This window comes from Lacibacter luteus, assembly GCF_004118265.1.
In the GTDB taxonomy this organism is placed as follows: Bacteria; Bacteroidota; Bacteroidia; order Chitinophagales; family Chitinophagaceae; genus Lacibacter; species Lacibacter luteus.
Genome location: NZ_SDHW01000007.1, coordinates 69,607 through 82,346 on the forward strand (window position 1 = coordinate 69,607; position 12,740 = coordinate 82,346).

The window sequence follows — 12,740 nt, forward strand, 5'->3', positions numbered from 1 at the left end:
ACGTTGCGTCCTTATTTTCTTTGCGCCTTTGCGTGAAACCTATTCTTCTTCTCTGTGTCTTCGTGTCTCTGTGGTTCAACTCCAATGCACAACTCAACACCGATCAACAATACGCCAAGCCATTAAAAGAAGTATTGAACGATGTGCAAAAGAAATACGGCGTTACCATAAAGATCGATGAAAACCTGGTGAAGAACAAAACGGTTACCTATGCCGAATGGAAATATCGTCCTGATGTGGAAGTAACACTTGACAATATTCTGAAGCCACTCGATTTAAAAGTGAAGAAAGAAAAAGACAAGCAATATAAACTGAGTGCATATGAATATTATCGCTGGCCGATAGAAGAAGGCTGGGCTGAAATGGATCGCATCGCTGCACAATACAAAACAGTAGAAGAGTGGGAAAAACGCAAAGCCGAATTAAAACCCTGTTTAAAAGAAGCATTACAGTTAGATCATCTGCCAGCAGCGCCAACAACAAAACCAATCGTTACAGCGAAACGCATCTTCGATGGTTACACTGTAGAAAATGTTGCTATTGAAATTTTACCCGGCGTTTGGATCAACGGATCATTATACAAACCATTAAAGTTTAAAGGCAAAATTCCCGTTATCTTAAATCCCGATGGTCATTGGGATAAACAACGTTACCGTGCCGATTGCCAATTGCGTTGTGCAGCAATGGCAAAGATGGGAGCTATCGCATTCAGTTATGATCTGTTTGCATGGGGCGAATCATTGTTACAGTTCAAGAGTGAAGATCATCGCAGAAGTTTAGCCATGACCATCCAGGCATTGGGTGGCATCCGCATATTACATTATTTATTGAGTTTAAAAGAAGCCGATGCAAATCGTGTAGGCATCACCGGTGGTTCAGGCGGCGGCAGTCACACCGTATTGTTGACAGCATTGGATGATCGTATTAAAGTATCAGCACCTGTTGTTTCCTTGTCCTCTTATTTCTATGGTGGTTGTCCTTGCGAAAGTGGCATGAACATTCATGCATGTGGTGGCCGTACAAATAATGTAGAGATTGCGGCTATGGCAGCACCTCGTCCGCAGTTAATTGTTAGCGATGGCGGCGACTGGACAGATAAAATGCCCGAACATGATTTCCCTTATCTGCAAACGATGTACAGCTGGTACAACAAAAAAGAAAATGTAAGCAATGTGCACTTGCCGCAAGACAAGCATGATTTCGGAATTACCAAACGCACACCTGTGTATGAGTTCATGGCAAAGCAGCTGGGATTAAACATCAAAGCCATCCAGGATGCAAACGGCAAGATTGATGAAACGAAAATTACCATTGAACCCGAAAAGAGTTTGTTTGTGTTTGGTGACAACGGAGAAAAATTACCTGCACATGCTGTAAAAGGTTTTGAAAATCTAGAGCGTGTATTTGCAGAAGAAATAGAAAAAGCAAGAACCAATCAGCGCTATAAAATTGGTTTGATCGATCTGATGTTATTGAAGCGTCAGAAACTTAGTGCCATCACTTTCGCTTCAGAGTTAAAAGCCGATGGACTTGAGGTTGATATGGGAGGTTTAGGTAATCGTCCAACTTTCGATAATCAATTATTGATTGATAGTGTACGCAATCAATTCATCAAAACAGCAAAAGAAAAGAAAGTAGAAATATTCTGTTTGGCGATGACGGGTTATTATGCACAATCATTTTGCGGAAGAGCAGAATACATTCGCAGCATTGAAGACTGTATCAAAACCATGAAGCTGATGAATGTAAAACATGCATTCCTACCATTGGGTGTGCAATGCGATATCAAAAAGAATCCAGCTATTCGTGATTCAGTGATTGCACGTTTGAAAGTAGCAGGTAAAATGGCGGAGGAAGCAGGAGTGATCATCGGCATTGAAACATCACTTACCGCAAAAGAAGAAGTAGAGCTGTTGAAACAGATCGGTTCACCGGCAATAAAAATTTATTTCAACTTTTCTAATCCGCTGAAAGAAGGCAGAGATCTCATCAGTGAATTAAAAATACTCGGCAAAGATCGCATCAGCATGATTCATGCAACCAACAAAGACAGTGTGTGGTTGCAAAATGATCCGCAGCTCGATCTGTATAAAGTAAAAAAATGTTTAGATGAAATGGGCTGGAGCGGATGGTTGGTGATTGAACGCAGCAGAGATGCACGCAAGCCGACTGATCCACGATATAACTATGGTGCTAACACAGCGTACTTGAAAAAAGTATTTCAAGGCGAGTGATAATTTTTCTTCAAATAAATTCTTACAAAAGAGGTTTGCAAAAATTGCAAACCTCTTTTGCTTTCTGCAAATGCTGATGCAGCAAGCATTACAGCAAAAATAAAAAAGTAAAATCTTCCATCTTTTTAGTTGATAAGTACATTGCAATCGTTTGCGTGTGCTTCTAACTTTATCTCAACTTCAATCATTCAGGTAAAGATTTTCTAAGTAAACTAAAACATTAAACGATTCTGCCATGAGACGACAATTGTTTGCCGTAGGTATAGCTTTTTGCCTATACCACCAAGGCTTGTCAAACCCAACTCCATTAGCGAATGAGTTTACATCATTCAAAGAAGCAAAACAAAACGCAGTAACAGGAAAAGTAACCGATCAGAATAATGAACCTTTGGCAGGTGTTACGGTTACAGCAAAAGGAACATCCATATCTGTACTTACAGATAACGATGGTAACTTTTCTATCCAGGTTTCAGCTAACGTAACAACACTTGTTTTTTCTTATGTAGGTCATGAAGAACAGGAAGTGTTGATCACAGGTAAATCAAATGTATCAGTACAATTAAAATCATCAGCAGGAACCATGTCCGACATTGTTGTGGTTGGTTATGGTTCACAGAAAAAAGGAAATTTAACAGGTGCAGTTGTAAGTGTACCGGGCGATGTATTAACAAGACGCCCTGCACCAAACGCAGCAAACTTATTACAAGGAAGAGTAACAGGTTTGCAGGTAACGCAACCGTCATCGGAACCCGGCAGAGATAACCCTAACTTATTAATAAGAGGAAGAAGTTCATTTTCAACAAGCACATCACCATTGGTATTGATCGATGGTGTGATCGGTAGTTTGAACAATCTTTCTCCAAACGATATTGAAAACATTACGGTGTTGAAAGATGCAGCATCAGCATCTATTTATGGTTCAAGAGCAGCAAATGGTGTTGTGCTTGTTACAACAAGAAAAGGTAAGAAAGGTGCACCGGTCATTACTTACTCCGCAAACTTCTCCCGTCACTCGCCAACAGAATTGCCTGACTTTATCACGAACTCTCCTGAGTATATGGAAATGTACAATGCAGCCGCTACAAGAAGTGGTGTTGCATTTAAATATGATGTGGCGGAAATTGAAAAGTACAGGAATGCAACTGATCGTAACCGCTATCCCAACTTCAATGCAATGGATTATTATTTCCAACCTGCATTTGTAACAAATCACAATCTATCTGTATCGGGTGGTACAGATAAGAGCACTTATAACCTTTCAGGAAGTTATCTCGATCAGGATGCCATGTTGCCTGTGTATAATTTCAAGCGTTATAATTTAATGTTCAACTACACATCGCAGTTAAGCAAATCTGTAATAATAGGTACAGTTATGAACATGACCTATAAGAACAGGCAGGAACCTCCATTTACCAGTGAGAACGTTGCATTATTGGTATATGCAGCCGGTCCGTTGATCGGTCCATTCTTACCTGATGGTAGCGGTCGCATTGCATCGAAAGCGTATGTAAACGAAGGAAAGAACAGGAATGCACAGGAAGCATTTGAAATGGGTTGGCAGAATACAAAAGAATACAACCTCAATGCACAGGCATATATGGATGTAAAGTTTCTGCAAAACTTTACGTGGTCAACAAAATTTGCAGTGAACTATGTGGATGAGTATTATAAAATGTACCAGCATCCATACCAATCGTTTTACACACAAGTGAGGAATGCTGGAAATAGTGATTACGAAGTGTTTAATCTTGGTCCTGATCTTGTTGGTGTAACGGATCAGTATTCAAAAGTTATTTCACCAACTATCTATTCAACACTTACCTACAATAAATACTTTGGCGATCATTCCGTAAAAGGATTGGTTGGTTATGAACAGTTCTTCAGCAAATCACAAGGGTTGCGTGGCCGCCGATTCAATGGGGTGTCATCTACCATCCAGGAAATTTCTGGTTATACTTCAACAGGTGAAGCAGTGAATAATACTTATCCTCGTTTACCAGGTTTGCCCGGAACAAATGAATCTGCATTGCAATCGGTATTTGGTCGTGTGAACTATGATTACAAAGGAAAATATTTGTTTGAAGCAAATCTCCGTTACGATGGTACTTCACGAGTATCACCCGATTATCGTTGGGGTTTGTTCCCATCAGTATCTGCAGGTTGGTTGGCAAGCAGGGAAGACTTTATCATTGATAATGTAAAATGGATCGACAATTTAAAACTGCGTGTTTCGTATGGTGTGTTAGGTAACCAGGATATTGGTAACTATCCTTACCAGGATGTGTTGTCGTTGAACGTAAGTTATCCGTTTGGTAATACCACGCCGGTATCAGGTGCAGTATTGAATGCATTCAGAGATCAGAGTATCCGTTGGGAATCGACTAAGATCACCGACATTGGTTTTGATCTTGATATTTATAAAGGATTGTTCGGCATTACATTCGATTGGTTCAAAAAACAAACCTATGATATCCTTTCTGCTATTCCTGTACCGGCAAGTCTTGGTTTGAGTGGCCCGACAACCAATAATGGTCGCATGCATTCAAAAGGTATTGAAGTGGATGTTCGTCATGAATACAGAATTGGTAAAGTATCGTATGGTTTGAATGGGAATATTTCTACTGCTAAAAACAGAGTTGATCAGATCATCACTCCATCATTAGGCAGCAGCATCCGCCAGGTAGGCTTGCCTTATGATGCACACTATCTCTATGTATGGGATGGCATTTTCCAGGTGGAAGATATTGGCAACTCCAATGTGCCTGTGCATGCATTGAATACTTCGCCCAAAGCTGGTGACTTGAAAATGAAAGATATAAATGGTGATAAGCGTGTTGATGCAAATGACCGTGTTGTAGTAGGTGGCGCTTATCCTGATTTTATTTATTCATTCGGTGGTCATGTTGATTATAAAGATCTTTCGTTGACGTTCTTCTTCCAGGGTGTTGAAGGTTTGAAAAATCGTGTAAACAACTGGGGTGTTGATCCGTTTATGCAGGGAACGCCGCCAACAACAAAATGGCGCAATGCATGGACGCCGCAAAACCGCAGTAATACATTGCCCGGCATTTATACAGCAGGTTATACAGGTGTGGGTGCTTATGCAGCATCAACCTACTATCTCATGGATGCATCTTATCTGCGTTTGAAAAATGTTACGCTCTCTTATACATTGCCGCAAGCGATCACACGCCGCATTGCATCAAAAGGTTTAGTAGTGTATATCTCCGGCGAAAACCTGTTAACGTTTACAAAGTATGAAGGAACCGATCCTGAAAGAGCAAGCACAACCGGTAACTATGTGCAATATCCGCAGGCATTGATTTTAAACGCAGGCTTCAACATAAAATTCTAAGATCATGAAATCGAAATATCAGTTATATACAATCTTATTGGTTCTCTTGTCAGGTCTTGCAGCCTGTAAAAAGAGCCTGCTCGACAGAGCGCCGCTTGACAGTGTGTCAACACAAATTTTCTGGGCATCGGAAACAGATGTACAAAGTGCATTGGCCGGTGTGTATTCACGGTTGCAGCAAAACTTTTTAGGGTACGAGCGAGTTTATCTCGATGGCTTAAGCGATAATGCTTATCTCGATGCAAATACCAATCAGCCAAATATGTTGTTAATGACAACAGGTGGTATTTCTCCAACGCTTGGTGGCGCATTGGCCAATATGTACAGCTCACCTTACCGTGCTATCAGTTCCTGTAATTTCTTTTTGGATAATGTAGATAAAGCTCCTGTTACAGAATCAAAGAAAAACATTTACAAAGCAGAAGTGCGTTTCATTCGTGCATTGTGCTATTTCGATCTTGTGCAGAGCTATGGTGGAGTGCCGTTGTATAAAAATTATCCAAAAACATTGGATGAAGTGAAGGTCGCCAAGAGCACCAAAGAACAGGTGTATGCCTTTATTGAAGAAGATCTTGATTTTGCTATCAGCAATTTGCCTGATGAAAAATACAATGGTCATGCAGTAAAAGGAAGTGCGCAAGGAATTAAAGCACGTGTGCTGTTAACACAACAGAAATGGAGTGATGCAGCAACTTTGTTGCAAACCATCATGAGTGGCGCTGCAGGTAAATTTGCGTTATCAAACAATTATGCTTCTTTATTCAGAACAGCAGGACAGGGAACTGCAGCAGTGAATATTGAGATCATGTTCTCTGTACAATATCTTGCAGTGAGTAATCCACAACGTACAAGTCCGGGTGCTGCAGGTATGGATATTGAGTTGGGTTGGTATTCGCTGATGCAGCCGTATAGAAATTTAGTGGATGATTATGAAATGACAGATGGAAAATCGATCACTGAATCGCCTTTGTATAATGCTGCAACGCCTTATGCCAACCGTGATCCACGTTTAGATCTTACCATTAAACTTCCCGGTGAAGTTTGGAAAAATCCAACTACCAATGCAACATGGAGCGGAAGCTATGCGCCTGCAACAACATTCATCACAGAAAAGTATGTTGATCTTACACGTGCACCATTCACCACCACCACTGCAACATCAACCGACCAGGATTATATTCACTTACGTTATGCTGATATTCTGCTGATGTATGCCGAAGCGAAGAATGAAGCAACAGGTCCTGATGCAACGGTGTATGCAGCAATGGATCTTGTGCGTGGCAGAACAGGTATTGCAATGCCTGCGACCGACCAGGCGAAGTATAACACAAAAGAAAAGTTGCGTGATTATATCCGCCATGAACGCCGAATTGAATTTGCATTGGAAGGTCAGCGTTACAACGACCTCAAACGTTGGAACATTGCCCATGTCAAATTGCCAACACTTGTAACACCGGCTAATGTGCCGTTGAAGTTTGAATTAAAAAATTACCTGCTTCCATTCCAGCAAAGTGAACGGGATAACAATCCCAAGCTGGAGCAGAACGATGGTTATCTATAAAGAGTCTTTCTAAATACAGCAGTTTAGTAGTTAACGACCGGGAATTCTTTCCCGGTCTTTTTGCTTACATTCGGTAATAGGTCTGGAATAGTAAAATATTCCATCTTTTCAGCTATTCCATACATTTTTCAAGGTTCACAGTCAAGGTACATTTATTGGCCTAAATGCCTGCTTTTGAAGCAGGTGGCAAAGCATTAACTGTATTTGGAATGAAACGATTGCACTTCTGCCTGTTTGTCTTTTTTTTACTGGTTGCCAGCCTGGCAACTGCAGCAGATATTTATGTTTCCCCCAACGGTTCCGATAGCAATGATGGTTCAAAAGAAAAACCTTTTGCAACACTCAGCAAGGCTTTACGCAAGGCAAGAGAAATGCGCAGGCTGAATGATGCAACGATCAAAGATGGTATTCATATTATTTTAAGAGGTGGCAATTATCCGGTTCTTGAGACGATTGTGATTCGACCGGAGGATAGTGGCACAAGAGAAAGCTCTACGTTTATTGAAACTGCCGAAAATGAAAAACCTGTTTTAAGCGGCGGTCTACAGATCAGCAATTGGAAAAAAGTAACGGCTCCTGTCAACGGCTTACAAACAAAACATCAAAGTAAAATCTGGATGGCAGATGTGCCGAATGTAAATGGCAATCATTTTAATTTTCGTCAACTGTGGGTGAATGATGTAAAAGCAGTGCGGGCAAAATCTTCCAATGGTGATGCCATGTTGCGCATTTTAAACTGGAACAAAGCAGAAGCTGCTTGTGTAATTCCAACTTTACCGTTTGCTAATCTTGATAAAGCAAATGGACTTGAATTATTTATTCATCAATGGTGGGAGATCGCTAACCTACGTGTGAAGAAAGTGCAGGTGATGGGCGACAGTACAAAATTGTTTTTTCATCAACCCGAAAGTAAAATTCAAAACGAACATCCCTGGCCTGCACCGTGGATCAGTAAAGAAACCGGCAACTCCGCTTTTTATTTAACCAATGCTATTCAGTTTTTAGATGAACCCGGTGAATGGTATTTAGATGCAACCAGTCAAAAAATTTACTACTGGCCACGCAACAATGAAAATCTAACGACAGCAAAAGTAATAGCACCCTTTACAGAAACATTGATCAGCGTTGAAGGAACCATTGATAACCCGGTGAAGAATTTAGTGATCGATGGTATTTCTTTTCAGCATACAGGTTGGTTGCGACCATCATTGCAAGGTCATGTGCCGCACCAGGCTGGTTTGTATATGACGGAAGCATACAAATTAAAACCCGCAGGTACAAAAACAAAACCGGGATTAGATAATCAGGCATGGGTTGGTAGACAAGCGGCCGCTGTAGAATTGAGTTATGCCAATCGTACACGCATCAAGAATTGTTCATTCATTCATTTAGCTGCAACAGGAATTGATTTGAAAAAAGGCGTGCAGGATAACATGACGAAGAATAATCTCTTCAGCGATATTGGCGGCACGGCTATACTGGCTGGCAATTATGGTGATGAAGGAAGAGAAATTCATTTGCCCTTTGATCCAAAAGATAACCGGGAGAAATGCGATGTGATCTTTATTGAAAACAATTTTATTACCAATGCCACCAATGAAGATTGGGGTGCAGTTGGGATTGGTTGTGGTTTTGTAAGCAGAACAAGTATTCGTCATAACGAAATTGAAAATGTATCGTACAGCGGTATCAGTTTAGGTTGGGGATGGAGTCCTGAACCGAATATGATGAAGGACAACAGAATTGTTGCCAACAAAATTCATCATTACGGCAAATGGAATTACGACTGCAGCGGTATTTATACATTGAGCGCTCAAACCAATTCCATCATTGAAGAAAATTATATCGATAGTATTTATAAGTCGCCCATTGCTCATTTGCCTTCGCACTGGTTTTATATTTATACAGATGAAGGCTCATCACATTTCACAGTAAAAAATAACTGGACACCTTCTCAGAAATATTTGCAGAATAACAACGGTCCGGGTAATGTATGGAGCAACAATGGTCCGCAGGTACACGACAGTGTAAAACAAAATGCAGGAATTGAAAAACGTTTTCAATATCTATCAGCCAACAAAACGGCAAAGACAGGCATCATCAACGAAGAACACAATGAAGTAATTGAACTGATTGTGAAAGAAGGTATGCAGTTGAACTTACCCAAGCTAAAAGAATTGTTGGCGAAGAACAATATGGACAGCAATGCCATTTATCATTGGCAGAATCATTATGTCATCTTCGATAAGGTGCAGGACATTGGCGTAATGCAGGGCAGAATCGCCAACAATTTTCCTGAAGCAGAAGTAAGAGTCTACCACGACATGTTTTATGAATACAGTAAGAAGAAACATTGTGCTGATAAAACAGTAGCGAAGGAGTGGGAGCATATCATCCTAACAGCAAATCTGGTGGATGATAAAAAGCTGCAGAAAGAATATCTCGATTATCATGCTACGCAGTTTGAAAAATGGCCGGAGATTTCAAAAGGATTTTGCAATGCCGATTTTCAGCAGTTGTTATTGTTCAGGAATGGACGACAGTTGATGTTGATCATCAGTATTCCAAAAGGAGAGAGTTTGGATAAACTCAATCCAAGAACAACTGCCAACAATCCGAGAGTGGATGAATGGAATAAGATCATGAAAAAATACCAGGAAGGAATTAAAGGAACGAAGCCGGGGGAGACTTGGGTGTTTCTGGATCATCTATAAATAACCGCCGTCAGGGTTTGTAACCGCTGACGGGGTGTTTAAAACCCTGACGGCGGCTCAAATCCCGTCAGCGGTTGAGAAGAAAATAAAAAAACGAATTATGTTGACAATTGGAATTTTAGGCGTTGGTGAAGGTCGCAGTACTATGAGTGCAGCTTTACAAAGCAAAAAACTGCATCTCAAAATCATTTGCGATCGCAACGAAGAGTTATGCAAACAACGTTGCAAGGAATTTGATTTCAATAATTACACTACCAACTACGATGATCTGTTGAACGATGCTGAGATCGACATCATCGCCATTTATACGCCTGATCATCTGCATGCCGATCATATCAAACAGGCATTGCTGCATGGTAAACATGTGGTGTGCACGAAGCCGTTTATTGATGATCTCAGCAGGGCAAAAGAATTACTGGAGCTGCAGGAGCAAACAGGTAAGAAAGTTTTTGTGGGACAAAGCTCCCGTTTCTTCGAACCATACAAGCGTCAACGAAAAGATTTTGAAGCAGGAGAGATTGGCGAACTTATTACCATCGAAAGTCATTACAATGCTGATCATCGCTGGTTCCTTGAAAAGAAATGGGCGTTGGAAGACTCATTCAAATGGTTGTATGGTGGTTTAAGTCATCCTGTTGATTTCATCCGTTGGTATTTACCCAACATTGAAGAAGTGATGGGCTATGGCATGATCAGCGCCAATGGTAAAGCAGCAGGTTTAAAGAATGAAGACACCATGCATTTCATCTTCAAAGCAACTGATGGACGAATTGCAAGAGTGAGCGGAACATATACCAGTCCAACACAACCGGTGAAACGTGACAGTGGTATGAGTTGTGTGTTGCGTGGTACACTAGGTGCATCACAAGCCGATTATCATGAACTACGTTATTCCATCACCGATAAAACAGGTGAAGAAAAAATCATTCATTGGGGCGACAGTACCTTGAAATATTATTTCCGGTTTGAAGGGCAGAGTCATCATGCAGGAGAGTATCAGAATTATTTAGAATACTTCGCCGATTCAATTGAACAGGGTTTTACAGCTTATCCAAATATGAAAGAAGGAATAGGAACAGTGGCCTTGTTACAGGCAATGGATAAGAGTTTGAAAACCGGTGAGCCGGTGAGGATTGCTGATATATTAAAACAATATAATCTTGAACCACTAAGCCACTAAGACACGAAGTAACACAAAGCTTCGTGTTGCTTTGTGCTCTCTGTGTCTTTGTGGTTCAAATATGTCATGAACAAGATCTACGATAAATTAACAACGCTTGATTTTGCCATTGTTGCAATTTATTTAATTGCATTGCTGGCTATTGGCTACATTGCCAGTTTCCGCAACAAGAAAAAAGATGAAACATTGTTTCTTGCCAGCAATTCACTCAACTGGTACAACATTGGTTTCAACATGTGGGGAACAAATGTTGGTCCATCATCTTTACTGGCGTTTGCAAGCATTGGATTTTCTGCAGGCATTGTTGGTGGTAATTTCGAATGGTATGCGTTTGTATTTTTATTATTACTGGCAATGGTGTTTGCACCACGTTACATTGCCAGTAAAGTAACCACCATGCCCGAGTTCATGGGCAAACGTTACGGCAAAAGCACGCAGGATATTTTAGCAGGCTATGCGTTAATAAAAATTCTCATCAGCTGGTTAAGTCTTGGTTTGTTCAGTGGAGGAATTTTAGTTCGACAAATTTTAGGAATACCAATGTGGCAATCAACTATTGTGTTGGTGGCATTCTCAGGATTGTTTACTTACATGGGCGGATTAAAAGCCATTGCAAAAGTGAACGTGTTTCAAATGATCTTACTCATCATTGTTTCATTGGCATTAACGTATATCGGATTTCAAAAAGTGGGCGGCATCACTGCATTGGTTGATAAAACACCCAATCATTTCTGGAACCTCATTCATCCTGCATCCGATCCCGGTTATCCATGGCATGCATTGTTGTTGGGTTATCCTGTATCGGCCGTTGCATTTTTCTGCACCGATCAGAGCATGGTGCAAAGTGTATTGGGTGCAAAAAATTTAAAACAGGGACAGTTGGGTGTAAACTTCATCGGCTGGTTAAAAGTGTTGGCATTGCCCATGTTCATCTTGCCGGGTATTTTATGTTTTGCATTGTTTCCTGATTTGACTGATGATAAGTTAGCCTACATGACCATGGTAACAAATCTCTTTCCTCCTGGCTTAAATGGTTTGGTGATCTGTGTATTGATCGCTGTGTTGGTGGCAACCATCGGTTCATCGTTGAATGCATTGAGCACAGTTTTTACAAAAGATATTTATGTCAACAACATCAATCCGCAGGCAACGGTGAAACAACAGATCAATGTTGGACGTTACACGGTGATTGCAGGTTGTGTGTTGGCGGTGTTAATGGCCATAGCGTTTGATAATATCCAAGGCAAAACCTTGTTCGATATTTTTCAATCAATACTCGGCTACCTTGCACCACCTTTAGCTGTAACATTTTTATTGAGTGTGTTTTGGAAACGCACCACAAAGCTGGCGGTGAATTTAATTTTATCAGCAGGTTCAGCATTTAGTTTGATTGTGGGCATGCTCAACTTGTGGATCTTACCACCCGATACTGCAACAGGAGCAAACACATGGTGGCCGCATTATTTTCTTATTTCGTTTTACATTTTTGCAGTGTTGTTCGTTGCAGCCATCATCATTTCCTTACTCGATAAAAACAAAGTAACGGCCGCCGTTGAAACAGCGCCTTTACCAAAAACAGATAAACAGGTAAAAATTCTATTCGTCTTATTAGGACTTGTCATACTAACTCTCTACATCATTTTTAACGGGCATTAAACATGAAGAATATTTTGTTCACCAGCTTTCTTACTACTGT

The 12,740-nt window shown here is 40.7% G+C and carries 6 protein-coding genes; all 6 read left to right on the forward strand.

The genetic code is table 11. The features are described from left to right. Positions 1-62: 62 nt before the first annotated feature. Positions 63-2,234 carry a sugar phosphate isomerase/epimerase family protein gene (locus ESA94_RS18530; RefSeq protein ID WP_240671098.1) on the forward strand — a complete coding sequence of 724 codons (2,172 nt, stop codon included), beginning with the start codon at positions 63-65 and terminating at the stop codon, positions 2,232-2,234. 235 nt (positions 2,235-2,469) lie between these two features. After that, on the forward strand, positions 2,470-5,589 hold the full coding sequence (locus tag ESA94_RS18535; protein WP_129132443.1) for a SusC/RagA family TonB-linked outer membrane protein: 3,120 nt from the start codon (positions 2,470-2,472) through the stop codon (positions 5,587-5,589). 4 nt (positions 5,590-5,593) lie between these two features. Next, positions 5,594-7,150, forward strand: a complete 1,557-nt coding sequence (locus ESA94_RS18540) for a RagB/SusD family nutrient uptake outer membrane protein (protein WP_129132444.1) — start codon at positions 5,594-5,596, stop codon at positions 7,148-7,150. A 209-nt stretch (positions 7,151-7,359) separates the two neighbouring features. Further along, positions 7,360-9,864: an L-rhamnose mutarotase gene (locus ESA94_RS18545; RefSeq protein WP_129132445.1), complete on the forward strand. Its 2,505-nt coding sequence runs from the start codon at positions 7,360-7,362 to the stop codon at positions 9,862-9,864. Between the two features lie 100 nt (positions 9,865-9,964). Then, the gene (locus tag ESA94_RS18550) at positions 9,965-11,044 is read left to right on the forward strand and encodes a Gfo/Idh/MocA family protein (RefSeq protein ID WP_129132446.1); all 1,080 of its coding nucleotides are present in this window, start codon (positions 9,965-9,967) and stop codon (positions 11,042-11,044) included. A 66-nt stretch (positions 11,045-11,110) separates the two neighbouring features. Then, positions 11,111-12,700 (forward strand): sodium:solute symporter family transporter, encoded by a 1,590-nt coding sequence (locus tag ESA94_RS18555; RefSeq protein WP_129132447.1) that lies wholly within the window; start codon positions 11,111-11,113, stop codon positions 12,698-12,700. Positions 12,701-12,740: the final 40 nt, after the last annotated feature.